The 23,875-nt window shown below is 71.8% G+C and carries 23 protein-coding genes; 14 read left to right on the forward strand and 9 right to left on the reverse strand.

Annotated features, from left to right (window positions below; all coding sequences use genetic code 11):
* Positions 1–3: 3 nt before the first annotated feature.
* Both BW982_RS11820 and BW982_RS11825 read right to left on the reverse strand, forming a co-directional pair.
* Positions 4–1,626, reverse strand: a complete 1,623-nt coding sequence (locus BW982_RS11820; RefSeq protein ID WP_076493391.1) for an ABC transporter permease — start codon at positions 1,624–1,626, stop codon at positions 4–6.
* Positions 1,623–2,516, reverse strand: coding sequence for an ABC transporter ATP-binding protein (locus BW982_RS11825; RefSeq protein ID WP_175611092.1), 894 nt, complete (start codon positions 2,514–2,516; stop codon positions 1,623–1,625). Before BW982_RS11825 ends, BW982_RS11820 begins: the two co-directional genes overlap by 4 nt.
* A gap of 223 nt (positions 2,517–2,739) precedes the next feature.
* Between BW982_RS11825 and BW982_RS11830 the strand changes: the two genes are divergently transcribed.
* Positions 2,740–3,933: a thiolase family protein gene (locus tag BW982_RS11830; RefSeq protein WP_076493393.1), complete on the forward strand. Its 1,194-nt coding sequence runs from the start codon at positions 2,740–2,742 to the stop codon at positions 3,931–3,933.
* A 240-nt stretch (positions 3,934–4,173) separates the two neighbouring features.
* Here the strand turns inward: BW982_RS11830 and BW982_RS11835 are convergent, their stop codons facing one another.
* Both BW982_RS11835 and BW982_RS17810 read right to left on the reverse strand, forming a co-directional pair.
* Positions 4,174–7,662, reverse strand: a complete 3,489-nt coding sequence (locus tag BW982_RS11835; RefSeq protein ID WP_076493396.1) for a choice-of-anchor I family protein — start codon at positions 7,660–7,662, stop codon at positions 4,174–4,176.
* A gap of 210 nt (positions 7,663–7,872) precedes the next feature.
* Positions 7,873–9,177, reverse strand: coding sequence for a hypothetical protein (locus BW982_RS17810; RefSeq protein WP_139327422.1), 1,305 nt, complete (start codon positions 9,175–9,177; stop codon positions 7,873–7,875).
* A 155-nt stretch (positions 9,178–9,332) separates the two neighbouring features.
* Between BW982_RS17810 and BW982_RS11845 the strand changes: the two genes are divergently transcribed.
* From BW982_RS11845 to BW982_RS11865, 5 genes are all read left to right on the forward strand, one after another.
* Positions 9,333–10,055, forward strand: a complete 723-nt coding sequence (locus tag BW982_RS11845; protein WP_076493399.1) for a VIT1/CCC1 transporter family protein — start codon at positions 9,333–9,335, stop codon at positions 10,053–10,055.
* Positions 10,056–10,172: 117 nt separating this feature from the next.
* Entirely contained in the window at positions 10,173–10,850 is a 678-nt protein-coding gene (locus BW982_RS17815) for a hypothetical protein (protein WP_139327423.1), read from the forward strand.
* Positions 10,851–10,920: 70 nt separating this feature from the next.
* Positions 10,921–11,136: a helix-turn-helix domain-containing protein gene (locus tag BW982_RS18670; RefSeq protein ID WP_076493401.1), complete on the forward strand. Its 216-nt coding sequence runs from the start codon at positions 10,921–10,923 to the stop codon at positions 11,134–11,136.
* 66 nt (positions 11,137–11,202) lie between these two features.
* Entirely contained in the window at positions 11,203–12,366 is a 1,164-nt protein-coding gene (locus tag BW982_RS11860) for an acyl-CoA dehydrogenase family protein (protein ID WP_076493402.1), read from the forward strand.
* Between the two features lie 83 nt (positions 12,367–12,449).
* Positions 12,450–13,226, forward strand: a complete 777-nt coding sequence (locus BW982_RS11865) for an enoyl-CoA hydratase-related protein (RefSeq protein ID WP_076493742.1) — start codon at positions 12,450–12,452, stop codon at positions 13,224–13,226.
* Positions 13,227–13,238: 12 nt separating this feature from the next.
* On the opposite strand, the gene BW982_RS11870 is transcribed toward BW982_RS11865, so the two are convergent.
* Positions 13,239–13,766 (reverse strand): MarR family winged helix-turn-helix transcriptional regulator, encoded by a 528-nt coding sequence (locus BW982_RS11870; RefSeq protein ID WP_076493404.1) that lies wholly within the window; start codon positions 13,764–13,766, stop codon positions 13,239–13,241.
* A gap of 135 nt (positions 13,767–13,901) precedes the next feature.
* Between BW982_RS11870 and BW982_RS11875 the strand changes: the two genes are divergently transcribed.
* Positions 13,902–14,867, forward strand: a complete 966-nt coding sequence (locus BW982_RS11875; protein WP_083696661.1) for a cytochrome b/b6 domain-containing protein — start codon at positions 13,902–13,904, stop codon at positions 14,865–14,867.
* A 184-nt stretch (positions 14,868–15,051) separates the two neighbouring features.
* On the opposite strand, the gene BW982_RS11880 is transcribed toward BW982_RS11875, so the two are convergent.
* Positions 15,052–15,654: a TetR/AcrR family transcriptional regulator C-terminal domain-containing protein gene (locus BW982_RS11880; RefSeq protein ID WP_076493405.1), complete on the reverse strand. Its 603-nt coding sequence runs from the start codon at positions 15,652–15,654 to the stop codon at positions 15,052–15,054.
* Between the two features lie 55 nt (positions 15,655–15,709).
* Between BW982_RS11880 and BW982_RS11885 the strand changes: the two genes are divergently transcribed.
* From BW982_RS11885 to BW982_RS11905, 5 genes are read left to right on the forward strand one after another with little or no spacing between them, the layout of a single operon-like run.
* Entirely contained in the window at positions 15,710–16,309 is a 600-nt protein-coding gene (locus tag BW982_RS11885) for a biotin transporter BioY (RefSeq protein ID WP_076493407.1), read from the forward strand.
* Positions 16,306–17,424, forward strand: a complete 1,119-nt coding sequence (locus BW982_RS11890) for a class I adenylate-forming enzyme family protein (RefSeq protein ID WP_076493744.1) — start codon at positions 16,306–16,308, stop codon at positions 17,422–17,424. Before BW982_RS11885 ends, BW982_RS11890 begins: the two co-directional genes overlap by 4 nt.
* Positions 17,417–18,517 (forward strand): thiolase family protein, encoded by a 1,101-nt coding sequence (locus BW982_RS11895; RefSeq protein WP_076493409.1) that lies wholly within the window; start codon positions 17,417–17,419, stop codon positions 18,515–18,517. Before BW982_RS11890 ends, BW982_RS11895 begins: the two co-directional genes overlap by 8 nt.
* Entirely contained in the window at positions 18,514–19,203 is a 690-nt protein-coding gene (locus BW982_RS11900) for an energy-coupling factor ABC transporter ATP-binding protein (protein WP_076493410.1), read from the forward strand. The genes BW982_RS11895 and BW982_RS11900 overlap by 4 nt, the downstream gene beginning before the upstream one ends.
* On the forward strand, positions 19,197–19,793 hold the full coding sequence (locus BW982_RS11905) for an energy-coupling factor transporter transmembrane component T family protein (protein WP_076493412.1): 597 nt from the start codon (positions 19,197–19,199) through the stop codon (positions 19,791–19,793). Before BW982_RS11900 ends, BW982_RS11905 begins: the two co-directional genes overlap by 7 nt.
* Positions 19,794–19,936: 143 nt before the next feature.
* On the opposite strand, the gene cofE is transcribed toward BW982_RS11905, so the two are convergent.
* Together cofE and BW982_RS11915 are read right to left on the reverse strand one after the other, a co-directional pair.
* Positions 19,937–20,698 carry a coenzyme F420-0:L-glutamate ligase gene (cofE, locus tag BW982_RS11910; RefSeq protein ID WP_076493414.1) on the reverse strand — a complete coding sequence of 254 codons (762 nt, stop codon included), beginning with the start codon at positions 20,696–20,698 and terminating at the stop codon, positions 19,937–19,939.
* Between the two features lies 1 nt (position 20,699).
* Positions 20,700–21,206 carry a GNAT family N-acetyltransferase gene (locus BW982_RS11915; RefSeq protein WP_076493415.1) on the reverse strand — a complete coding sequence of 169 codons (507 nt, stop codon included), beginning with the start codon at positions 21,204–21,206 and terminating at the stop codon, positions 20,700–20,702.
* Positions 21,207–21,314: 108 nt separating this feature from the next.
* Here BW982_RS11915 and BW982_RS11920 point away from each other — a divergent pair, with 108 nt between their 5' ends.
* Together BW982_RS11920 and BW982_RS11925 are read left to right on the forward strand one after the other, a co-directional pair.
* Positions 21,315–22,214, forward strand: a complete 900-nt coding sequence (locus BW982_RS11920) for a DUF817 domain-containing protein (RefSeq protein ID WP_076493417.1) — start codon at positions 21,315–21,317, stop codon at positions 22,212–22,214.
* A gap of 23 nt (positions 22,215–22,237) precedes the next feature.
* Positions 22,238–22,798 (forward strand): acyl-CoA thioesterase, encoded by a 561-nt coding sequence (locus tag BW982_RS11925; RefSeq protein ID WP_076493421.1) that lies wholly within the window; start codon positions 22,238–22,240, stop codon positions 22,796–22,798.
* Positions 22,799–22,814: 16 nt separating this feature from the next.
* Here the strand turns inward: BW982_RS11925 and BW982_RS11930 are convergent, their stop codons facing one another.
* Positions 22,815–23,804 carry an acetylxylan esterase gene (locus tag BW982_RS11930; RefSeq protein WP_076493423.1) on the reverse strand — a complete coding sequence of 330 codons (990 nt, stop codon included), beginning with the start codon at positions 23,802–23,804 and terminating at the stop codon, positions 22,815–22,817.
* Positions 23,805–23,875 lie beyond the last annotated feature (71 nt).

Consider the following 23,875-nt stretch of genomic DNA (forward strand, 5'->3'; position numbering starts at 1 on the left):
GCCTCACCGCTCCGGGGCGAGCTCGCGGCGCCGCGCAGCCGCCGCGAGCAGCGCGACCCCGGCGACCACCGCGACGGCGAGCCAGGCGCCGCCGCGGAGATTCAGGGAATCGCCGTCGATACGCGGCGCCGCGGCGAACGGCGACGTGTCGACAGCGGCATCCGAGAGTCCGAGCAGCGGGCCGAACAGCCCCACCACGGTCGCGATGCCCACCAGCGCCCACCCCACCGGCAGCGACAGCCGGGGAGCGATCACGACGACCAGCGCGGCGACCACGACGAGCGTCAGAGCCGCCACCGCTTGCCCGGCGGCCGCCACCGCGGCATCCCGGATCAGATCGGTCTGCGACGCATCGGTCGCGAGCTGGCCGACGGTCGCGCCCGCGGTCGCGGCGGCGAGGCATGCGAGCACGGCGGCCAGCGCCACGGACAGGTACGCCGCCACCCACCGGATCGGCCCGACGCCGGCCGCCCGTACGGGTTCGGCGAGACCCGCCGCCTCGTCCTGCCGCGCGCGGAGGACCGTCTGGATGCCGGCGCACGCGGCGAGCACTCCGGCCAGGGTGAAGAACACCTCGATGGCTCCCTGCGCGAGCGAGCCCCGAGACGCGAGGGACTGCAGCAGCGCCTGCACGGACGGGATCGTGTCGCCGACCTCCGAGATCGCGGATGCGAGGCGCGTCGACAGGACGCCCACGATCGCGCCGCCGACCGTCCACCCCAGGAGGGACCCCCGGGCCTCGCGCCAGACCATCCCGATCGGACCCGAGAGGGCGACGCTCGCCACCGCCCGCCCGCGGCGCGCCGGAAGCAGCGAACCGCCGACATCGCGGGCGCCCGCGAGCACGAACGCGAGCACGAGGGCCACGACGATCAGCCCGGCGAAAGGCAGCAGCGTGCCCGCCGCGTCGGAGTCGTACGGGCGCGTGTTCTCGGCCCACCCGAACGGCGACACCCACGCCAGCGGGGCGCTCGTCATCCGTTGCAGATCTCCGCTGGGAGTTCCGAGGGCATTCCCGAGTCCGCACGCGAGGTAGGAGAGCAGCACGGCCCAGACGCCTATCGCGTTCGCCGTCCGTGCGGATGCCGCGAGCTGCGCTGCGACCAGTCCGACGCCGAGGAACGCGATGCCCGTCAGCGCGGAGGCCGCCCCCATGAGGATGCTCCCGTACGCCGCGAACCCGATCGCGACGTAGGTCGTGGTCACGAGCGCGCCCAGAACGATGTTGGCCAGGATGCCGTGCACCACGGTCGCGGCCAGCGGAACGGTCCGCGCCGCAGGGGTGGCCGCGATGAGCTCGGCGCGTCCGGCATCCTCGTCGCCGCGGGTGTGTCGCACGGCCAGGAACGTGCTCATCAGCGCGGCGAGCAGCGCGAGGAACGGGAGGATGAGGAAAGCGGTGAACGCTGCTTCGTCGGTCCCCGACGGCAGGCCGCGGAACAGCAGCACCACGGGGTTCGCGACCGCGGTGGCCAGCAGCGTGGCGCGGTCGGCCTCGTCCGGGAACGTGCCGCGCACCCCGACGACCGCCGATGCGGCGAGCAGCAGGGCGCCGGCGATCCAGATCGTCAGCTGCACGGCATCCCGCCGCCACCGTGCACGCAGGAGCAGCCAGAAACCGGTCACGGCTGCGACCCGTAGTGGCCGAGGAACAGCTCCTCGAGCGACGCCGGCTCGACGCGCAACGACTGGATCCCCAGTGCCCCGAGTGCGGGAAGGAGGGATGCCACCTCGGCGGTGTCGACGGTGAGGTGCACGCGCCCGTCCCGGCGCTGCACCTCGTGCGCGCCGGGCAGAGTCGGCAGGTCGCCGCCCGCGTCGGCGAACGAGACCTGCGTGCGGGTGAGGTGCCGGAGGTCGTCGAGCGTGCCGTCGTCGACGATGCGTCCGGCGCGGATGATGCTCACCCGGTCGCACACCTGCTCGACCTCGGACAGGATGTGGCTGGACAGCAGCACCGCCGCGCCGCGGTCGCGCGCCCGCCGCACTTCGCGCTGGAAGACGACCTCCATGAGCGGATCGAGACCGCTCGTCGGCTCGTCCAGCACGAGCAGATCCGCAGGGACGGAGAACGCCGCGACCAGCGCCACCTTCTGCCGATTGCCCTTCGAGTACGAGCGGCCCTTCTTGCGCGGGTCGAGGTCGAACGCCTCGAGGAGTCGCGTCCGCTCGTCGCGGTAGGCGACGGAACGGCCGTCGCCGCGCAGCCGCGCGAGCAGGTCGATGGCTTCGCCGCCCGACAGCCCCGGCCACAGGGTCACGTCGCCGGGGACGTAGGCGATGCGTCGATGCAACCGGGCCGCGTCGCGCCACGGGTCGTCGCCGAACACGGTCGCGGTTCCGCCGGTCGCGCGGGCCAGCCCGAGGAGGATCCGGATCGTCGTCGACTTCCCGGCACCGTTCGGGCCCAGGAAGCCGTGGATCTCCCCGGCTGTCACCTCGAGGTCGAGACCGTCGAGGGCGTTCGTGCGACCGTAGGACTTGCGCAGCCCCACCGTGCGGATCACCGCGTCCATGGGGCGGACACTACGCCGCGCGGCGGACCGTCGCCAGCCTTCCGCCGGTGCCGGGGTCGGCGTCCGGTCGCGTGCTCGGCGGCGCCGCGCCGCGCGGCGAGACTGCATCCGCCTGACGTCTCCATTGCACCCTGCAGTGGTCTTGTCAGGCGCGTGCAGTCTCGGCGTTCCAGCGAGCTGCCCGTAGGCTGAACCCCTCACGACGCCGTGCACGGAGGCCAGGATGAACGCCGCAACCGGGACCCCGCCCCGCATCGTCCTCGTCGCGGGGGCGCGGACCCCGATCGGCTCCTTCGGCGGCGCGCTGTCCGGTGTCGATGCGCACGCGCTCGGCGCCGTCGCGGTGTCGGCCGCCCTCGAGCGCGCGGGTGTCCCGAAGGACGCCGTCGACGAAGTCGTCATGGGCTGCATCGCGCAGAACGGACCCGACGCCTACAACGCCCGTCGCGTCGCGCTCGCCGCGGGCCTGCCGACCCGGGTGCCCGCGTTCACCGTCAACCGCCTGTGCGGATCGGGGCTGCAGGCGATCTGGTCCGGCGCGCAGGAACTGCGCTGGGGCGGCGTCGACGTCGTCGTCGCGGGTGGCGACGAGAGCATGTCGCGCACGCCGTTCCTCGAGTACGGCGCCCGCGGCAACGCGCGGCTCGGCGACCGGACGCTCCTCGACGGCACGCTCGCGATCCTCACCGACCCGTTCAGCGGCCGGCACATGGGCACGACCGCCGAGACCGTGGCATCCCGGTACTCCGTCTCGCGGGCGGAGCAGGATGCCTTCGCCGTCGAGAGCCAGCGGAGGGCTGCCCTGGATGCCAGCCGGGCGGCTTTCGCCGCGGAGATCGTGCCCGTGTCCACCGGCGGCACGCGGCCGGTCGAGGTCACGACGGACGAGCACCCGCGCCCCGGCACGACCCTCGAGGTGCTCGCGGGGCTGCGGCCCGCGTTCGCCGCGGAGGGCTCCGTCACCGCGGGCAACTCCTCCGGGATCAACGACGGCGCCGCGGCGACCGTCCTCATGCGCGAGGAGGACGTGCGCGAGCGCGGGCTAAGCGGCCTCGCGACCCTCGAGGCCGTGACGACCGCGGGCGTCGACCCCGAGATCATGGGATACGCCCCGGTGCTGGCGTTGCAGCGGCTGTGGGACCAGACCGGGCTGACGCCCGCCGACGTCGACGTGATCGAGCTGAACGAGGCGTTCGCGGCGCAGGCGGTGGCGGTGATCCGCGACGGCGGCCTCGACCCCGAAAGGGTCAACCCGTACGGCGGCGCGATCGCGCTCGGGCACCCGGTCGGGGCGACGGGGGCGATCCTGACGGTCCGCGCGGCCCTCGATCTGCAGCGTCGCGACCTCGAGTACGCGGTCGTGACGATGTGCATCGGCGGCGGTCAGGCCCTGGCGGCGCTGCTGCGGCGTTTCTGAGCCCTGGGTCTCGGGCCTCACGCCCCGGGTCTCCGACCCCGGCCCCCGGCTTCGGCCGTGAACCGTCGTGCGGAGTCCGTCGGTGGCGCGCCGGGTTTCGATGTGGTGCGGCGGCGTGTCGGTGAAGAACTCCGCGAGACGGTTCGGCGGGCGGTGGCGGGGGAGGACGCGCGACGCAGGACGACGGGATGCCGAACGGCCCCCACCCCGAAGGGTGAGGGCCGTTGTCGGGCCGGGGCGTCAGACCGTACGGCGCTTGCGCAGGGCGAAGGCGAGACCGCCGGCGACCAGGAAGAACGCGCCGCCGAGGGCGAGGCCCCACGGCACCTCGGTGCCCGTCGTGGCCAGCGCGCCCGGCGACCCGGTGGCCGCGCTCGACGACGGCGCGGGGACCGGCGTGTTCGACGGCGTCGCAGTAGGCGTCGGCGTCGGGGTGGGCGTGGGCGTCGGCGTCGGGGTGCCCTCGTCGACCGGCTGCGCGCCCTTCAGGTACGCGCGGCCGAGCGGCGACGGCGCGACGGTGCCTTTCGCGGCGAAGTACTCCACCGTGGCCTGCAGGTCGATCTGACCCGAGTCCGCCTTGCCCGTGCCCTGGGCGAACGCGGTGAAGTTGTCGCCACCGGCCGCGAGGAACGAGTTCGTGACCACGCGGTAGGTCGCCGTGGGGTCGATGACGGTGCCGTTGAGCGTGATCTTCAGGATGCGAGATCCTTCCGCCGCCGTCGGGTCGTACTCGAACGCGAAACCTCGCGAGACCCCGAGGGCGAGGATCGGACGCGAGGCGCCGGCCGGCTGCCACTGCTGCTCGAGCACGGCCTTGATCTGCGCGCCCGTCAGCGAGAGCGTGACCAGCGTGTTGCCGAAGGGCTGCACGTTCGCCACCTCGCGGTACGACATCGACCCGTTGTCGGCGCCGTAGAGCAGGTCGGCGCGCAGCCCGCCGGGGTTCATGAAGGAGATCTGCGCGTCCTGCCCGTTGAACGACGGGTTCTCGCTCGTGGCCCACAGGTAGACGTCGGCGACGGTGTTGCCGAGCGTGGAGTAGGCGCCGCGGTCCTCGCCGCCCGAACCGTTCTTGGCCCGCGTGATGTCGGTCGTGATCGTGCCGACCTCGACCTGGCCCTTCACGTCGGCGGTGGCCTTGGCATCCGCCACGATCGTCGCGACCTGCGGCTGCGGGTACGCGATCCACTGCGAGACGGTGGAGTCGTACAGCGACCGGACGCCCGGCGTGATCGAGACGAGCTTCCCGGCGTCGTCGAGGTCGATGTCGAGCGTGCCGAGGTTGGTGCCGTACGACCCGGTCTGGATCACCGAACGACCCTCGATCGTGCACGCGTACTTCTGGTGCGTGTGCGCCGAGACGATGGCATCCACGTCGGCGGACGCCCCGCGGACGAGATCGCCGAAGTCGCCGGACTCGGTGGCGATCTTCGTGCAGTCGGTGCCCTCGGAGCCTTCGTGGGCGAGCAGGATCACGATGTCGGCGCCGGCCGCACGGGCGTTCTTCGCCTCGCGGTTGGCCGCCTCGACCTGGTCGCCGAACTCGATGTCGGCGATCTTCGACGGGTCGACCATGCCGGCCGTCTGGCGGGTGACGGTGCCGACGAAGGCGACCTTCGTGCCGTCGACCTCCTTGATCGTGTAGGGCTTCAGGGCGGGGGTCTTGGTGCCCTTCTCGTACACGTTCGCGCCGAGCGCGAAGTCGCTGAAGTCGCCGGTGTTGTCGCCGTACGCGGGGATGACCCGGTCGGTGAGGTCGGCGAAGCCGCGGTCGAACTCGTGGTTGCCGACGGCGCTGACGTCGAGGCCGGCGGCCTTGAGCGCAGCGATGGTCGGGGTGTCCTGGTCGATGAACGACTCGAACGCGCTCGCGCCGATGTTGTCGCCGGCCGACACGAACAGCGTGTTCGGGTTCTGCTGGCGGTACTTCTCGACCGCGCCGGCGAGCACGCCCGCGCCCGCGACGCCACCGCTCTCCTGCAGCAGGCGGCCGTGGAAGTCGTTGATCGTGAGGATCTGCAGATCGGGCGTCTTCGGCTGCGTCGGGCGCACCTCGAAAACCGTCGTCGACCCCGAGACCTCGTTGCCGGTGATGAGGAGCGGGATGCCGGTGGGCGAACGCAGCGCGGAGACGAAGGCGATTCCCTCGGGCCCGAGGTCGCCCGCGGCGGCGGTCTTGACGTCGGCGGAGGCGTCGCGGTTGTTCACGTACGTGACGTAGGTGGCGTTTTTCGGGTCGGTGACGTCGTAGACCATCACGCCGCCCGCCCGCTCGAGGCCGATGAACGCGTAGGTGCGGCCGTCGATCACGCCGACCGTGACGTTCTCGGGCTCGGGGCCCTTGTCGTCGCTGCGGTCGTCGACGGTGTTGTTGTCGTTCGACACGTTGAACAGCTGCGGGGCGACCTCCTTGAGCTTCTGCTCGAACTGGTCGCCCGAGTCGAAGACGAGCGTGCCCGCGGTGTCCCAGATCGAGAACGAGCGGCCGCCGTACGCGTACAGCTCGCTGTAGCACCCGTCCGCGGTCGTGCCGAGGTCGGTGACGACCTTGAGGCGTCCGAGGTCGGCATCCGCCGAGCGCCCCGCGAGCGGCGACGTCGCGCAGATCGGGGCGAGGTCCTTCTTGCCGAGGTCCTTGATGCGCGCCTCGTCGATGAACGTGCCCCATTCGCGGCCGTCGCCCTCGTTCGCGGTGACGAGGTAGGTCGTCGCCTTGCCGCCGACGCTGGCCGAGTACGACGCGATGCCGTCGGGCATGTAGAGGCCCTTCAGCCCCGGGATCGACCGGATGTTGATCCCGCCGTCCTTGTCGCTGGTGTCGAGCGCGCTCGCGCCCCAGTCCTTGTAGCCGAGGGGCAGGATGCCGGTGACCTCGGCCTTGGCGAGGTCGACGGTCGCGACGGCGTTCGCCTCCTGCAGCGTGACGTAGGCCACCGAGCCGTCGACGGTGATGTACTCCGGCTCGAGGTTGCGCGAGACGCGGTTGGCCGACAGCGGTGTGGAGCCCTGATCGGGGGCGGCGACGTCGGGGCCGAACACGCGCACCTTCGGGTCGAGCGTCTTCGAGCCGCCCTGCTCGAAAGCGCGGAATCCCGCGGTCTTGACCGCGCTCTGCGCGGGAGCGGTGCGAGTGGATGCCAGCGGCACGACGCTGATCGAGCCTTCGGGGTCGAGGGAGAAGTCGTCGGCCGGTTCGCCCTCGTTGGCGACGACGGCGTACGTCCCGTCCTTCGAGAACGTGACCATGTCGGGCAGAGCCCCGACGGTGACCTCGCCGAGCTCGGCGCTTGCGGCGTCGTCCTGGGTGGCGTCGAAGAACATCAGGTGACCGGGCGCGGTCTTGTCGTCGGCCTCGAAGGCCACGACGCCGAGGCCGTCGTCGCGGACGGCGATCGAGTTGGCGACGCCGTCCGACGCGATGTCGAACAGCTTCGTCGGGTTCTTCGGGTCGCTGTTGTCGAGCACGCTCACGGTGCCCGCCTGCGCGTTCACGACGAACAGCCGGTCGCGGTAGGCCTGCACGATCTCGGCGGCGGACTCCTTGTACACGTTCGTGTCGTAGGAGCCGACGGTGGTCAGCGCGATCGCGGCACCGGGGGCGCTGTTCGAGATCGGCGACGGGACGATGGCGGCGGAGGCCGCCGTCGCGCTCGTGAGGGCGAGCGCGCACACCGCCGCGGTCGTCGCGGTGAACGCGACGGCGCGGCGAAGGAACGACGAAGGCATGGCTGTGTCCTCGGGTGTCGGGGGAGGGTCCGTGCGGGGGCGCGGATCCCCGCCACTCTGCCGACCGGCGGTGACGGTGGGGTGAACGGGGCGGGAAGGGACAGGGCGACGCGGAGTGGCCCCCGCTCAGAAGAGCGAGGGCCACTCCGGTCGCGGCTAAATATTCGACCGTCTTGGTGGCAGCGAGCGGTGCCTACACGCCGCGCATCGTCAGCAGGTGCCGTCGACCCAGGTGACCGAGTACCAGTAGTCGTCCCCCCACTCGGCGTGAGCCGATGTCACGCCGGTGGCGATAGATGCTCCGCCGCCCGTCAGGTCGCCGCCGGGAGTCAGCACCGTCCAAGGGCCGACGACCTTGGATCCCGTCGGTGTGGTCCAGTCGCCCGCACCCACGGTGTCCAGCTGTCCGTTGGCATAGCGTCGGTAATGCCCACCGCTGGCGTCCACCCATGTGAGCGGCAGAGCGTAGTCACGATCCCACTCGTCGGCAGCCGAAGTCACGCCCGTCAGGAGAGATTGACCACCGCCCAAGAGCTGCCCGGTCGGGCTGAGCACAGTCCAGGGGCCCACGACGATGGATCCCGCGGGCACTGTCCAGTCCCCGGTGCCTGTTGCCGTATCCAGGCTGCCGTTGAAGTAGCGGCGGTAGTGGGCGCCGCTCCCGTCGATCCACGTCATCGAGAGTCCGTAGTCGCGGTCGATCTCGGAGTGAGCGGAGGTGACGCCCGTCGCAATCGTCTGCCCGCCCTGAGACAGTGCACCGCCGGGGCTGAGAATCGTCCACGGTCCGACGACTGTGGAGCCCGGCACTGCAGCCCAGTCCGTAGCTCCGACAGAGGTGTCACTGGTGTTGTAGCGCCGATAGTGCGCACCACTTCCGTCGATCCACGTTGTTGGGAGACCGTAGTCTCGATCCCACTCGGCATGGGCGGATGTCACACCGGTCGCTCCGTTGGATAGTTCCCCCGCCGGACTCAGGGTCGTCCAGGGGCCGACCACGATCGTCCCTGTGGGGACAGTCCAGTCCGCACTGCCCGAGCTGGAGAAGGTGCCGTTGAGCGCTCGCCGGTAGTGCGCTGACTGGGTAGTACTTCCTGCGGGGGAACTCACCGAGGCGCTGGAGGTCGTCGTGCCGGATGCCGCACTGAGCGTCCCCGAGTTTCCGCCGGAGACGATCTTGATGTCAGGCAGGGCGAGCTTTCCGTCGCTCGCGGTGACGCCGCTGTACGTCGTCGTGCCGTTGGCGAACGCGTATCCGCTGCTCAGGGTGGCCGTGATGGTTCGGCCTGCATCGGGCACGTTGTCGATACTGGCCGTCACAGAGGCGCCGGAAATCGGTGAACACAGCGTGCCCGAATACGAAGGCTTGTCGAACGAGAGCGTCAGCGTGCCTGACGCAGCGTGTGCGGGTGCCGCGGACGCCAGCGCGATTGCGGGGATCGTCCACGCTGCTCCAGCGATCAGCGTCCGGCGAGGGACGTCTCGGAAGGCGGGGCTATCGATGGAATCATCCATGAGAGTTCTCCTAAGGTTCGGGTATCTGATCAGTGTTCGAGGACGGGCACTTCTGTTGACTCGAGATCAAGGAACTGGCGTCATTTCCGCCGACGTTGTTCCTCTCGGCGTCAGTCGAGCGATCTCGTGAGGCCTGGGAGCCGTACGCTGATGCCATGTCTCCTGAGGTCGCTGGGACCCACCCCGATGAACCGCACCGTCAAGGACTCGCCCAGCGCCTGAACTGGCTGCGCGCCGGCGTGCTCGGCGCCAACGACGGCATCGTGTCGACCGCCGCGGTCGTGGTCGGTGTCGCGGGGGCCACGAGCGAGGTCGGGCCGGTGCTCATCGCGGGCCTCGCCGCCCTCGTCGGAGGCGCGATCTCGATGGCGCTCGGCGAGTACGTGTCGGTGTCGAGCCAGCGCGACAGCGAGCACGCGCTCATCCAGAAGGAGCGCCGCGAGCTGGCCGAGGAGCCCGAGGCCGAGCTGGCCGAGCTCGTGGGTCTGTACGAAGCCCAGGGGCTCAGCCGCGAGACGGCGACGCGCGTGGCGACCGAGCTCACGGCATCCGATGCCCTCAAGGCGCACCTCTCCATCGAGCTGAACATCGACGCCGACGACGTGGTGAGCCCGTGGGCCGCGGCGTTCGCGTCGGCGGTGGCCTTCACGGTCGGCGCGATCCTGCCGATGCTGACGATCCTCCTCGCGCCGGTCGAGGTGCGCGTGCCGCTCACGTTCGTCGCCGTGCTCATCGCCCTGGCGGTCACCGGGTACCTCGCCGCATGGATCGGCGGGGCGCGCCGTGGTCGGGCGATCCTGCGGACCGTGATCGGCGGTGCGCTCGCCCTCGGCGCGACGTACGCGGTCGGGGCGTTGTTCGGGGTCGTCGCGGGCTGATGAGAGGACGGGAGAAGCTGCAGCTCGCGGTGCGGTTCTGGTGAAATCCAGCACGGTCGGGGCGAGACTTGTCTCCGGCGACGCGTTGCTTCTTGTGCGCGGGGGCACCATCCCCTCATGCACGTCACGGTTTTCGCGCCCTCCCGCGCCCGAGTGTCGTCGCAGCCAGCGGTCGGCGAAGTCGGACACGTGTATGCCGAAGGGGAGGCGGCATGTGCGTGGTTGGCCGATCGTGGATGGCGTGCCGAACCCATCGAGTCGCCGTTACGCCTCGTCGCAGACGAACTGGTCACCCCCGACGGCGTGATGCGACGCGTGTGGCACTCGGGAGCATCGCTGCGGTCGAAGCACGCTTCTTCTGGCAGATCTGCGCCTCCTCGTGCCCGGCTGCTGCTGTCGTTGCAGGGTTCCCTAGGAGATGTTCAACCTCCTGGGCTCTTCCTCGCCGCCGCGGATCAGCAGATGGTGTTGGCGACGACATCCGCAGTCGCGTGGGCTGAGATGCTCATCGGAAACGAAGAACATCAGTGGATCGCCGACACGGACGGCGTGCTCGTCGACGCGGGGCCTGAGAGTCCGACCGCGGCGTGGACCACCCTCACGTCGATGCTGATCACCCTCCTCAACAGCGAGGAACCGATCGATGAGCCCGTTCTGTCTCTCATGCGGCAGGCCACCGAGCACGCCGCCGCCGCCCTCCTCGTCGAGCGCCGCCTGAAAAGATCGGGGGGGGGGGGGGGGGGGGGGGGGGGGGGGGGGGGGGGGGGCTTCCTCGGCCAGGGACCGCCTGATTGATCAGGCGGAGGCGGTCATCCGCGCCTACGCCACAGATCCCGAATTCACCGTCGAGGTGCTCGCCCGCCGAATGAACCTCTCCCGCCGGTACGTGTCGAAGCTGTTATCGGTAAGAGGCGACTCCCCTCAGCAACGTATCCGCAATGAGCGTCTACGCGTGGCAACGCAGCTGCTTTCCGGCAACGAGCCGGCCGTCGTGGCATCCATCGACGAAGCCGCGCGCCTGTCGGGATTCCCCTCGCCGCGTGCTCTGCGGGAAGCGCTACGAGAAAGTAAAGCCTCCTAGTAATTACAAGGACGTCCAACTAAAATCGCTCTCGCGACGACGCCGTCGCCGAAGAAGGAGAGCCGCATGGACGCCACCCCTGCCCCCGCGCTCGACGCCCTGACCGCCGACGACCGCGCCGCCATCCTCGACGCCGTCCGCGAGTTCGCCGCGACCGAGCTGACGCCCCACGCCCAGGAGTGGGATGCCGCGAAGCACTTCCCGCGCGACGTGCTGCGCCGCGCCGGCGAACTGGGGCTCGGGGGTGTGTGCGTGCGCGAGGAGTCCGGGGGTGCCGGCTTCCCCCGCCGCTTCGCGGTGGAGATCTTCGAGGAGCTGGCCGCGGGCGACCCGACGGTCACCGCGTACCTGACGATCCACAACATGGTCGCGTGGATGATCGACGCCTACGGCGACGACGCCCAGCGCGAGCGATGGCTCCCGGGCCTCGTCGCGATGGACGACCTCGGGGCGTACTGCCTCACCGAACCCGGGGCGGGATCGGATGCCGCCGCGATCACCACTTCGGCCATCCGGCACGGCGACGCGTACGTGCTCACGGGCGTCAAGCAGTTCATCTCGGGCGCGGGCGAGGCATCCGTCTATGTCGTCATGGCCCGGACCGGCGAACCGGGCGCGCGCGGGATCAGTGCGTTCCTCGTACCGGCGGATGCGGCGGGACTGTCGTTCGGGCCGAACGAGAAGAAGATGGGCTGGAACGCCCAGCCCACCCGACAGGTCGTGCTCGACGAGGTGCGTGTTCCCGCCGAGAATCTGCTCGGCGGCGAGGGCCGCGGCTTCGGCATCGCGATGGCGGCGCTCAACGGCGGTCGTCTGAACATCGCCGCGTGCTCGCTCGGCGGGGCGCGCTGGGCCATGGGACGCGCGGTCGCCTACGTGCACGAGCGCTTCACATTCGGCGACCCGCTGGCCGAGAAGCAGTCGGTCGTGTTCGCCGTCGCCGACATGGCGACCGAGCTGGAGGCGGCCCGACTCCTCGTCCACTCGGCGGCGGAGCACCTGGATGCCAAGGAACCCGACGCCGCGACCCGCTGCGCAATGGCCAAGCGCTTCGCGACCGACGTCGGCTTCCGCGTCGCGAACGAGGCCCTGCAACTGCACGGCGGCTACGGCTACCTGCAGGACTACGGCATCGAGAAGGTCGTCCGCGATCTGCGCGTGCACCAGATCCTCGAGGGGACGAACGAGATCATGCGGCTCATCGTCGGGCGGAGCGTGCTGGCGGCCTGAGGGCCGGAACCCCCTCGGCGATGTCGGGGGAGCGTGCGACGATGCCGGGAGGACACCACGAGGGGAGCGGCATGGCCGATCACATCGCCGAGTACGAGACGATCCGGGTCGAGCAGCGCGGGCGGGTGGGGTGGATCACCCTCGACCGGCCCGAGGCGCTGAACGCGCTGGACACGCGGTCGATGACCGAGGTGGTGGCCGCGGCGACCGCCTTCGATGACGCCCCCGATGTCGGGGCGATCGTGGTCACCGGCTCCGAGAAGGCGTTCGCCGCGGGAGCCGACATCAAAGAGATGGAGGGGAAGTCGGGGCTCGACATGACCCTCAGCGACCACTTCGGGGCGTGGAGCCGCTTCGCCGCGGTGCGGACGCCGGTGATCGCGGCGGTGTCCGGCTACGCCCTCGGCGGCGGGTGCGAGCTCGCGCTCATGTGCGACATCATCCTGGCGTCCGACCGCGCGAAGTTCGGGCAGCCCGAGGTGCAGCTCGGGGTCATCCCCGGCATGGGCGGCACGCAGCGGCTCGTGCGCGCGCTCGGGTATTACAAGGCCGCCGAGATGGTGCTGACCGGCCGCATGATCGACGCCGCCGAGGCCGAGCGGGTCGGACTCGTGTCGCGGGTCGTCCCCGCCGCCGACCTCCTCGGCGAAGCGGATGCCGTGGCCCGCACGATCGCCGAGAAGCCGCTGCCCGCGCTGTACGCGGCCAAGGCCGCGCTCGACGTCGCCCTGGAGTCCACCCTCGCCGAGGGGCTGCGGTTCGAACGGCAGGCGTTCTTCGCGCTGTTCGACACCGCCGACCAGAAGGAGGGCATGGCGGCTTTCCGCGAGAAGCGGGCGCCGAACTTCACGCACCGCTGAGCACAGCCCGCGCTACAGCGGGTCGGGCACGGGCGTCGGGTCGGCGAAATCGCCCGCCGACTTCCGGAACCGGGCGATGATCCGCACGAGTTCGGTCGCGTCCTCGGGGGCGAGACCCGGGTCGCGGAAGACGGTGCTCAACGCCTCCGTCGCGTCGTCGACGCGCTGACGGCCGGCATCCGTGAGGACCAGAAGAGCCGCACGCCCGTCGCTCGGGTGGGCCTCGCGCGTCAGCAGGCCGTCGCGGGCGAGACGTTCCACCGTGTTCGTGACGCTGGTGGGGTGCACCTGCAGGCGTGCGATCGCGCTGGCCATCGGCATCCGACCCTCGCGTGTGAACGCGAGCAGCCGCAGCATCTCGAAGCGCGAGAACGACAGGTCGAGCGGCTTGAGTGCGCGCTCGATGGATGCCGTCAGCAGTTGGTGCGCGCGAATCACCGATGTCACCACGGTCATGCCGTCGGCGGCGTCGTCCCAGCCGTGCGCGATCCACTGGCGCTTGGCTTCGGCGATCGGGTCGACCGGTAGGCGTCTCGGCATCCGTCCTCCTTCCGCCTCACCGTACCGGCCTACCATCCCGCGGGGCGGCGACCAAGCGCGTCGTGCGCGCGGTCGAAGGACAGCCGGTTTCGGTATCGTCGGGAGGTCAGTCCTCACTCCGGCCCGAAGAAGTAGATGGCGTCCACATCCCGCACCCCGCAGCGCGGGCCGTCGCGCGTCTTCGGCGCGCTCACGCCCGCGCAGTGGATCGGATCGGTGCTGCTGCTGGGCGCCGCGGCGCTGGTCGTCGCCGTCTTCGTCGTGCTGATCGCGCGGGTGCTCGTGTCGCTCGGGCCCGTCCGGGCGTTCATCGACGTCTACCCGGGCTCGTACGAGCTCCCCGCGGCGGCGCCCGTCGGCATCCCCGCGTGGCTCGGTTGGCAGCACTTCCTCAACAGCCTGTTCCTGCTGCTCGTCATCCGCTCGGGCCTTCAGTTCCGTCGGCAGAAGCGACCGGATGCCTTCTGGTCGCCGCGGGGGAACAAGCGGCGCCGCATCAGCCTGGCGCTCTGGTTCCATCAGGCGATCGACGTGCTGTGGATCGCCAACGGCGTGGTCTACATCGTGCTGCTGTTCGCGACCGGGCAGTGGATGCGGGTCGTGCCCACGTCGTGGGACGTCTTCCCGAACGCGGTGTCCGCCGCGCTGCAGTACGCGGCGCTGGACTGGCCGACCGAGAACGGCTGGGTGAACTACAACGCCCTGCAACAGCTCTCGTACTTCGCGATCACCTTCGTCGCGGCGCCGCTGGCCATCGCCACGGGCGTGCGGCTGTCGGGGGTTTGGCCGAAGGACGCCCCCCGTCTGAACCGGGTCGTGTCGGCGGAGTGGGCGCGTCGCATCCACTACCCCGTGATGCTGTTCTTCGTCGTGTTCATCGCGGTGCACGTGTTCCTCGTCCTCGCCACGGGAGCCCTCCGCAACCTGAACCACATGTACGCCGCTCGCGGAGCCGTCGACCCCGACGCCTTCGGCACCGACCCGACCGGGCTGCTGCTGTTCGCGGCATCCCTGCTGGTGATGGCCGCGGCCTGGATCGCCGCGCGCCCCACGCTGCTGATCCCGCTGGCGCGCCTGTTCGGCGACGTGAAGCAGCGCTGACGGCCGTGTGCCGCCGTCGGGGCGACGGGGCGTGTGCGCGGCGGGCGTGTGCCGTGTGGTCTGCGCCGGTGGGGGGTGTGCCGTGTGGCGGAGTTCGTGGGCGGCGCGCCGGTGGGGGACGTCGTGGGGCGGCGTGTCGTGGATGGACTCCGCAGGACGGTTCGGCGGCGGGGCGGTTCTGGGGTCACACGCCGCGGGGATGCGGTGCCTCTGCCGGCCGGGCCCCGGCCGCGGCGTGCAGGCCGCGGTGGATGAGGTCGACGCCGAAGGCGAAGTCGGCGTCGGGGACGTGGCCCGCACCGGGGGCGACGACGCCGACGCTGTCGTACTGCAGCCGCTGCTGCTCGTGCCAGACGTGGCCGAGCACGAAGTGCAGCAGGGTCGTCGCGGCGCGGGACGCGACATCCGACGGGAAGCCCTCGGCGGCGACGGCGTCCGTGAGCCGGTCGAGCGCGGTGGACGAGCCGAGGCCGAGCGCGAGGGTGCTGGAGACCACCTCGGCACCGTCGCGGTAGGCGAGCAGGGCGTCGCGCAGCGCGCGGGCCTCGGCGACCACGCCCGATCCGCGGAGGAGGGATGCCGCCTGCCCGACGATCCGGTCCGACAACTCTGCGAGCAGCGACTGCTTGTTCGGGAAGTGCCAGTACAACGCGCTCGGCTGCACGTCGAGCCGGGTCGCGAGCCGACGCATCGTGAGGTCGGCGAGGCCGTCGTCGTCGAGGATGCGCAGGGCCGTGCGCGCGACGTCGTCGGTGGAGTGGCCGCGGCTGCGTCCGGAGGGAGTCACGGATCTGACTATAGTGAACACCGTTCAGGTGAACGCTGTTCAGGTAAGGAACGTCATGACCTCTCGCACCCCGGATGCCACCGACCTCGCGCGCGTGGCCGTCTTCGCCGCGCTCATCGCGGTCCTCGGGCTTCCCGGCAGCCTGTCCCTCGCCGGGGGCGTGCCGATCACGCTCCAGACGTTGGGCGTCATGCTCGCGGGCGCGGTCCTCGGACCGTGGCTCGGCGCGCTGTCGGTGACGGTCCTGCTCGCGCTCGTCGCCGTCGGACTGCCGCTGCTGGCCGGTGGGCGCGGCGGCTTCGCGGTGTTCCTCGGTCCGTCCGCGGGCTACGCGCTCGGCTGGATCCTCGGCGCGATCGTCGTCGGGCTCATCGTGCACGCCGGAGGCCGCCGCCCGGTCTGGTGGCGCACCGCGATCGCGATGGTCGCCGGAGGGATCGTGGCGATCTACGCTCTCGGCATCCCGGTCCAGAGCCTCGTGACCCGTCTGCCCCTCGCCGAGACCGCGCTGACGAGCAGCCTGTTCCTGCCCGGCGATCTGATCAAGGCGGCCATCGCGACGGTCGTCGTGACGCTGCTGGTGCGGGCGTATCCGCGCGGCCTCCGCCGTCAGTGGCGCGCGACCACCCCGGAACCGGCCACCGTCGCCGCGTGATCACGGTCGTCGACGGCGGCCGGCCCGACCTGCTCGCCCGCCTCGCCGAGCTGCGGACCGCCGGTGCGGTGCCGCTCGTGACCGAGCCGCGGTGGTCGGCCGAGCAGTCCGCCGCCGTCGAGCGGGCGGTCGAGGGGGCCGAGGTGCCCGATGACACCGCGTGGGCGGCGCTCACCTCGGGCAGCAGCGGAGCCCCGCGGATCGTGCTGCGCACCGCCGACTCGTGGGCGAGGTCGTTCGCCGCGGTGGCGACGCTGCTCGGCGCCGGCCCCGACGACGTGATCGCCCTCCCCGCCCCGCCCGCCGCGTCGATCACGCTGTTCTCGCTCGCCCACGCCCTCGCGGGCGGCCCGCGACCCGCGCGCGCGGACCTCTCGGATGCCACGTGCTTCCACGGCACCCCCGAGGCGTTGCGCGCACTGCTCGAGCGCGGAGCCCCCGAGTCGCTGCGCGCCGCGCTGGTGGGCGGATCGGCGCTCGACCCCGGCCTGCGTGCTCGCGCCGAGGCCGCCGGCATCCGTGTCGTGTCCTACTACGGAGCGGCCGAGCTCTCGTTCGTCGCGGTCGACCACGGAGACGGACTGCGCGCGTTCCCCGGCGTCGACATCGAGGTGCGCGGCGGAGAGGTGTGGGTGCGGTCGGCGTTCCTGGCATCCGGTTACCTGGGTGCCGGCGGACCCCTGCGACGTGACGGTGCGTGGGCGAGCGTCGGCGACCGCGGCGAGTTGCGCGACGGACGCCTCGTGCTGTGCGGGCGTGCCGACGACGCGATCCTCACGGCGTCGGCGACGGTGATCCCCGACGAGGTGGAGCGGGCGCTGCGATCGATCCCCGGTGTGCGCGACGCGGTCGTGTTCGGGATGCCACGCCCCCGTGTCGGCGCCCTCGTCGCCGCGTTCGTCGAACTCGACGGCGTACCCGGCCAGGGCGCGTCCGTGGGCGGTGCCGTTCCCGAGCCCGTGCGCGAAGCCGCCGCGCGCCTGCTCGGCCCCGCGCACCGGCCGCGTCGCTGGGTGGTGGGCACGCTCCCGCGGACGTCGTCGGGCAAGCCCGCCCGCGCCGACGCCGCCCGTCTCGCGACCGAGCTGCTCGAGAGGGCGACCCGCGATGACTGACCCCGTGATCGTCTCCGCCCGTCGCACGCCGCTCGCTCTGCGCGGACGCGCGCTCGCCGGCGCCGACGTCGGCGTGCTCGGGGGTGCGGTGGTGGCCGCGGTCGTCGCCGACGCCGGCCTCGCGCACGCCGGAGGCATCGCCGACGTGGTGCTCGGCAACTGCGTCGGACCGGGCGGGAACCCCGGGCGCATCGCCGCGCTCGCCGCCGGGCTCGGTCCCGCGGTTCCGGGCGGCACCGTCGACCGTCAGTGCGGGAGCGGCCTCGCGGCGATCCTGGATGCCGCAGCCGCGGTCCGCGTCGACGGCAGGCCGCGCGTGGCCGGGGGAGTCGAGAGCGCCTCCACGGCACCCGAGCGTCGCCGCGACGGCGTCGCCTACACGCGGGCGCCGTTCGCCCCGCCCGGGTTCGCCGACCCCGACATGCTGCGCGCGGCCGAGGACCTCGCCGCGCACGACGGGATCGACCGCGCGCGTCAGGAGGCGCACGCGGCCCGCAGCCACCTCCGCGCCGCGGCCGCGGTCGCGGCGGGACGCTTCGACGCCGAGATCGTGGCGGTCGGTGCCGCGCGACGCGACGACGCGATCTCGCCGCACGCCGGCGTTCGGGAACGGCTGCCCGCGCTGTTCCCCGGCGGCACGGTCACGGCGGGGACGTCCACCCGGATCGGCGACGGTGCGGCCGCGGTCGTTGTGGCCGCGTCCGGACCCGGGCTCGCGATCCGCGCCGGTGCCGTGGTCGGCGTCGACCCGGCACTGCCGGGCATCGGCGCCGCACCGGCGATCGAGGCCGTGCTCGCCGCGTCGGGGGTGTCGCTGCGCGACGTCGCGGCGATCGAGCTCGTGGAGGCGTTCGCCGCCCAGAGCATCGGCGTGCTGTCGCGACTGCGACTCGCCGACGACGACCCGCGCGTGTGCGCCGACGGCGGTGCCCTCGCCCTCGGCCACCCGTGGGGAGCCAGCGGCGCCGTCGCCGTCGTGCGCCTGTTCTCGCGCCTGGTGCGCGGCGAGGTGCCGGCCGGCACGATCGGTGTCGCCGCGGCATCCATCGGCGGGGGGATGGGTGTGGCCGCGCTCGTCGAGGTGGTCCGATGACGTCGGTGCTGCGCTGCCGCGACCTGACCGTGCGCCTCGACGGACGCGCGGTGCTGCGCGGCATCGACCTCGATCTCGACGCCCGCACGATCGCGGTCGTCGGAGACAACGGTTCGGGGAAGTCCACGTTCGCGCGCGTCGTCGCCGGGCTCATCCGTCGGGATGCCGGAGACCTCGCCGTGCGGGGACTGGACCCCGACCGGGATGCCGCCGAGCTCCGCCGCCGCGTCGCCCTGGTGCTGAGCAACCCCGATGCGCAGATCGTGATGCCGGTGGTCGCCGACGACGTCGGGTTCTCGCTGCGCGCCGAGCGTCTGCCCAGAGCGGAACGCGCCGAGCGGGTGGCGCGCGCCCTCGCGCGGTTCGGTCTCACCGACCTCGCCGAACGGCCGGCGCACGACCTGTCGGGCGGGCAGAAGCAGCTGCTCGCGCTGTGCGGGGCGTTCGTCCGCGAACCGGACCTCGTCGTCGCGGACGAACCCACCGCGTACCTCGACGCGCGCAACGCCCGCCGCGTCGCGGATCACCTCCTCGCCGACACCGGTCACGCGCTGCTCCTCGTGACGCACGACCTCGCCCTCGCGCGACGCTGCGACGCCGCCGTGCTGTTCGCCGACGGTGCCGTGAGCGCCGCGGGCGTGGCATCCGAGGTCATCGACGTCTATGAGCGGGCCCTGCGGTGCTGAGCCTGTATCGCCCCGGTGACGGGATCCTGCACCGCATGCCGGCGGGTCCCAAGATGCTGCTGCTCGCCGTCGTCGCGGTCGCGTTGGCGGCCCTGCCCACGGCCGCGTGGGTGGCTGCCGTGTGCGCCCTCGCCGTCCTCCTCGCCTACGTCGTGTCGGGAATCGGCGTGCGCGAGCTGGGGCGGCAGGTGTGGGGTCTGCGCTGGATCCTCGCGATCACCATGATCGGCCAGCTGATCTTCCTCGGCCCCGAACCCGCTCTGGCCAACACGGCGCGCGTCGCGGCGGCGCTGCTCGTCGCCGCACTCCTGCCGCTCACCACCCGCGTCGACGACATGCTCGACGCGCTCGAGCGCGGCCTCGGTCCGCTGCGGAGGATCGGGGTGGATGCCGAGCGCGCCGCACTCCTCTTGGCGGTCACGATCACGACGATCCCGGTCCTCGCGCGATTAGCCGCCGAGGTGCGCGAGGCGCAGCGCGCCCGCGGCGCGCGTCCGTCGCTGCGCGCGGGGATCATCCCGTTCGTCGTGCTGTCGCTCCGTCACGCCGACCAGCTCGGCGAGGCGCTCGCCGCCCGCGGCGTCCGCTGACCGCTCGGTGCGTCACTCAACCTCGTCCCACTTGTTGCTGCTCGGCGGGTTCTGCGGCAGCCAGAAGTGGGACATGCGCCGACAGAAGTGGGACTGACACCGCTAGGGGGGCGTCCAAACAGAGCGCCTGCTCAGTTCGCGGCTCAGTCGACGGCCGCGGCACGCCCCGCGGCGAAGCCCGCCGCGTACGCCTCGTCGGAACCCAGGGCGAACATGTCGCGCTCCGCGGGGCGCACGATCGAGCGGGCGCCGGGGAGATCGAGGTCGCCGACCAGGTCGCCACGGCCGCGCACCACGGCGACCGGCAGGCGCGCGGCCTTCCCCTTGACCAGATCGCACGCCGCGGCGAGTTCGTCGGCGACGCACGGCAGCGTCACGACGAGGGGGCGACCCTCGGCATCCGTCGTCCCTCGGAGGTCCTCGAACACCTGCACCCCCGCGGCGCCGATCGCGTGGTCGGTCTGACCCTCGCGCCAGGCGCGGCCCAGCGTATCGGTGATGAGGACGCCCACGTGCGCGCCCGTGGCCACCCGCAGCCCCGCGGCGAGTTCGCGGGCCGACGCATCGGGATCTTCGGGCAGTAGCAGCACGGTGCCCTCGGGGGTGTTGCTGGCGTCGACCCCGGCCGCGGCCGACACGATGCCGAGACGGTTCTCGACGATGCGCGTCACGTGACCGGCGGGAGAGGTGCGGGATGCCACGAGCCGCACCGTTTCGCGGGTGATCGCGTCCTCGCGGTCGTCGGCGTGCAGGATGCGCCCCTCGGCCTTCGACACGATCTTGCTGGTGACCACGACGATGTCGCCGTCACGGAGCGAGTCGCGCGCGGCATCCCGGATCACCTCGACCAGGTCGGTGCCCGGCGCGATCTCACCGATACCGGTGAGGGCCCAGATCTGCAGCACGTCAGCGGACGAAGCGCACCTCGGTGAGCTCCTCACCGAGGAAGGGCTCCACGTGTGAGGCGCCGTCGAGCGTGAAACCGTTGCGCGCGTAGAAGCGGTGCGCGCGGGGGTTGTCCTCCGCGACCCATAGGTACAGCTCTTCTCCCTCGTCGACGGCGGCGTCGAAGAGCTGCTGGCCGATGCCGGTCCCGTGGAACTGGTCGAGCAGGTAGATGAAGTACAGCTCGCGCGCCCGCGGGGCGTCGTCTTCGCGGGCCGGGCCCGAGCCGACGAAGCCGACGATCTCGCCGTCGACGAGGGCCGCGCGCATGCGGTAGTCCTCGCCCTGGGCGGCCCAGTGGGTCCACAGCTCGGCCATGCGCTTGGGGGAGACGGCCTCGAGGGCGGCCGTGCTGATCAGGTGGTCGTACGTCTCGTGCCAGCACGTGGCGTGCACGCGGCCGAGGGCCTCGGCATCCACATCGCGTACCGGACGGACGACGATGTCGGCTCGGGTTTCCGCAGTCATGGCGTGACTCTACGCGGCCCTTCCGCCACCCGGAAATCGAACGCAGACGACCCCGCGATGCGCTAGGAGCCCGGGATCCTGCCAGACTCGCGTGCCACGATCCCCGGCATGATCGCGCGTCCTGCCCTCACGTCGGTCGAGGCGCGCATCGACGCGTTCGCGAACCGGCTGCTGCGCTCCGCACGCCGCTCCGGTGCCCGGGCGCGGCTGGTCGAGTTCGCCGTGTTCGTGCTGAAGCAGGCGTGGGCGTGCGTGTTCGGGGCGACGTTCCTCGCGGTCGTGGTCGCCGCGAAGCTCTGGTACCCCGACGACGCCGTGCTCGCCCGCAACGATGCGCTGACGATCGCCGCGGTCGTGATCCAGGTCGTGATGGTGCTCGGGCGACTCGAGACGCTGCGCGAACTGCGGGTGGTCGTGCTGTTCCACATCGTCGGCACGGTCATGGAGCTGTTCAAGACCGATGTCGGCTCCTGGATGTACGCCGCCGACGGAGTCCTTCGGATCGGCGGCGTCCCGCTGTACAGCGGCTTCATGTACGCCGCGGTCGGCAGCTACATGGTGCGCGTGTATCGCCTGTTCGACCTGCGGTTCTCGCGCTACCCGCGCCGGTGGCTCACCGCGATCGTGGCCGTCGCGATCTACGCGAACTTCTTCACCCACCACTGGATCGTCGACCTCCGCTGGGTGCTGGTGGTGGCGGTGATCGTCCTCTGGGGCCGCACGACGATGCGGTTCCGCTTCTTCCGGGGGACGTTCCGGATGCCGCTCCTCCTGGCGTTCGCGGGTGTCGCGGTGTTCATCTGGCTCGCCGAGAACATCGCCACGTACGCCGGGGCGTGGCTGTACCCGTCGCAGGTGGGCGGGTGGCATCCGGTCGACGCGTCGAAGCTGTCGTCGTGGTTCCTGCTGATGATCGTCTCGGTCGTCCTCGTCACCTGGGTGTATCCGCCGCGCGAGCCCGACCCGATCGAATTGTCGGCAGTGGACAAAGGAATCGCCGCTCCGTAGGGAGATCACTACGCTCGCCCGTCGTGAACGTCCTCTGGCGAACCCTGCTCGTCCTCTTCCGTGCCCGGCGCCGGCTGCGTCGTGAGGGCCCTCTGGACCCGAACACGGTCGGACGGATGCGACTGCGCGTGCTGCCCACCGACATCGACCTGCTCCGTCACCTCAACAACGGGCGGTATCTGTCGCTGTTCGACCTGGGGCGGTGGGATCTGCTGACGCGGACCGGACTCGCCGGCGCGATGACCGCGCACGGCTGGTACGCCGTGGTCGCCGCCGAGACCATCACCTTCCGCCGGTCGCTCGAGCTGTGGCAGCGGTTCGAGCTCGAGACGCGTCTGCTCGGACACGACGACCGCGCGGTCTACCTCGAACACCGGGCGGTCGTCGACGGCGAGATCTTCGCGCGGGCGATCATCCGTGCCCGCATCCTCCGACGCTCCGGCGGAACCGTGCCGCACGAGGAGCTGTTCGCCGCGGTCGGGCGCCCCGAGGGTGTTCCCGACGTCGAGCCGTGGGTGCACGAGTGGGCCGCAGCCTCGGCGCTGCCCTCGACGAAGCGGCCTGCGCCCAGCGACTGGCGTTGAGCCTTCTCTCAGCGACTCACGCGCCGTCCGCGACGCCGAAACGCGCGTCGAGCCACGCCACCTGACGGGCCCAGTGCCGCGAGCCGCCGCCCTCGTGTCCGTTGTACGGGTAGACCTCGATCGCGGCATCCTCGGATGCCAGCGCGTGGAACGCCGCGAACACCCCCGACGGCAGCACGATGTCGTCCATCAGCGCGACCGAGAAGAACGCCGGCACCTGGATCCGTCGGGCGAGGATCGCGCCGTCGATGTGCGACAGGGTGTGCAGCGCCGCGGCGGTGTCGTCGCGGTGGATCGAGAGCCACCGCGTGATCTCGGTGAACGGCGGCGAGGGGGTGCGGACGATGGCGTTCGGGATGTCGCACAGGAACGGCACGTCCGGCAGGAGCGCGGCCACCGCGTCGCCCGACAGCGCCGCCGCGGCGATCGCCAGCGCGCCGCCCTGGCTCCCTCCGGTGACGGCGATGCGCGTGGCATCCACTCCGGGAAGCTCGCGGACCACCTCGACCAGTCGCGCGGCGTCGGTGTAGAGCCGGCGGTAGTAGTACTCGCGCGGATCGTGGATGCCGCGGGTCATGACGCCGGGGTAGGCCGCGGTGGATCCGTGGGGGTCGGGGGTGTCGCCGATGCTCCAGCCCGAGCCCTGGCCGCGGGTGTCCATGATGACGTGGACGTATCCGGCGGCGGCCCATGCGATCTTGTCGCCGGGGAGGCCGCGGCCGCCGCCGTACCCGATGAACTCGACGACCGCCGGGAGCGTTTCGTCGCCGTGCGGCCGAACGACCCAACCGCGGATCTCGTCGCCGGCATACCCGCTGAACCGGAGGTCCTGCACCGACAACGCCCGAACGGGACCGTCGACCGGGGTGAGGGTCGCGGGACGGGCCGCGGCGCGGGCCTCGGCGAGGGTGTCGGTCCAGAACGCGTCCAAGCCGTCGGGTTCGACGAGCTCCGGACGGTACTCGCGGAGGAGCTCGAGGGGCATGTCGGTGAAGGTCTGAGCCATGGGGTCTCCAGGGTCGGGGCGAATCGACAGTAGCGAAAGAGGACCCGACCGAGGGGCACGGCTCGACATCC

It is taken from the genome of Microbacterium sp. RURRCA19A (assembly GCF_900156455.1).
In the GTDB taxonomy this organism is placed as follows: Bacteria; Actinomycetota; Actinomycetes; order Actinomycetales; family Microbacteriaceae; genus Microbacterium.

Coding starts and splice junctions, on each gene's coding strand:
- BW982_RS11825 (WP_175611092.1), bottom strand. CDS start 2,516: ATGGACGCGGTGATCCGCACGGTGGGGCTGCGCAAGTCCTACGGTCGC.
- BW982_RS11830 (WP_076493393.1), top strand. CDS start 2,740: ATGAACGCCGCAACCGGGACCCCGCCCCGCATCGTCCTCGTCGCGGGG.
- BW982_RS11835 (WP_076493396.1), bottom strand. CDS start 7,662: ATGCCTTCGTCGTTCCTTCGCCGCGCCGTCGCGTTCACCGCGACGACC.
- BW982_RS17810 (WP_139327422.1), bottom strand. CDS start 9,177: ATGGATGATTCCATCGATAGCCCCGCCTTCCGAGACGTCCCTCGCCGG.
- BW982_RS11845 (WP_076493399.1), top strand. CDS start 9,333: ATGTCTCCTGAGGTCGCTGGGACCCACCCCGATGAACCGCACCGTCAA.
- BW982_RS17815 (WP_139327423.1), top strand. CDS start 10,173: ATGCACGTCACGGTTTTCGCGCCCTCCCGCGCCCGAGTGTCGTCGCAG.
- BW982_RS18670 (WP_076493401.1), top strand. CDS start 10,921: ATGAACCTCTCCCGCCGGTACGTGTCGAAGCTGTTATCGGTAAGAGGC.
- BW982_RS11860 (WP_076493402.1), top strand. CDS start 11,203: ATGGACGCCACCCCTGCCCCCGCGCTCGACGCCCTGACCGCCGACGAC.
- BW982_RS11870 (WP_076493404.1), bottom strand. CDS start 13,766: ATGCCGAGACGCCTACCGGTCGACCCGATCGCCGAAGCCAAGCGCCAG.
- BW982_RS11875 (WP_083696661.1), top strand. CDS start 13,902: ATGGCGTCCACATCCCGCACCCCGCAGCGCGGGCCGTCGCGCGTCTTC.
- BW982_RS11885 (WP_076493407.1), top strand. CDS start 15,710: ATGACCTCTCGCACCCCGGATGCCACCGACCTCGCGCGCGTGGCCGTC.
- BW982_RS11895 (WP_076493409.1), top strand. CDS start 17,417: ATGACTGACCCCGTGATCGTCTCCGCCCGTCGCACGCCGCTCGCTCTG.
- BW982_RS11900 (WP_076493410.1), top strand. CDS start 18,514: ATGACGTCGGTGCTGCGCTGCCGCGACCTGACCGTGCGCCTCGACGGA.
- BW982_RS11915 (WP_076493415.1), bottom strand. CDS start 21,206: ATGACTGCGGAAACCCGAGCCGACATCGTCGTCCGTCCGGTACGCGAT.
- BW982_RS11920 (WP_076493417.1), top strand. CDS start 21,315: ATGATCGCGCGTCCTGCCCTCACGTCGGTCGAGGCGCGCATCGACGCG.
- BW982_RS11930 (WP_076493423.1), bottom strand. CDS start 23,804: ATGGCTCAGACCTTCACCGACATGCCCCTCGAGCTCCTCCGCGAGTAC.